Here is a 400-nt window from a genome sequence, read left to right on the forward strand (position 1 = left end):
TTAGTCATAATCTCCTGTTTTCCCTTGTTACAGCTACACTTATCCAGAATATCCTTAAGCCAGTTGTTCATTAATTAACGACAAACGGAGGCTTTATGCATACTACTCATGGATTATTGTTTGAAGTGGACAGGGATGGCGATAACTTTTTTATGGAACTGAAGGCTATCGGTAAGCTGACTCACGAAGATTATGAACAGATCACCCCTTTGATTGACGATGCCCTTGAAGGCGTTGCAAATCCAAAGGTCAATGTTTATTTCGATGGTTCAGAGTTTGAAGGCTGGGAAATGCAGGCGGCGTGGGATGACCTCAAACTTGGCCTGAAACACGGTAAAAAATTTCACCGGATTGCCATTTATGGCAATCAGCGATGGATGGATATCGTGGCGAAGATTGG

At 42.8% G+C, this 400-nt stretch carries 1 protein-coding gene; it reads left to right on the forward strand.

The window, feature by feature from the left end:
• Nucleotides 1-95 precede the first annotated feature (95 nt).
• Nucleotides 96-400: SpoIIAA family protein (locus ACYP03_RS24395; RefSeq protein WP_459782430.1), on the forward strand; the 305-nt coding region annotated here is incomplete at its 3' end.

This window comes from Photobacterium sp. R1 (assembly GCF_054600795.1).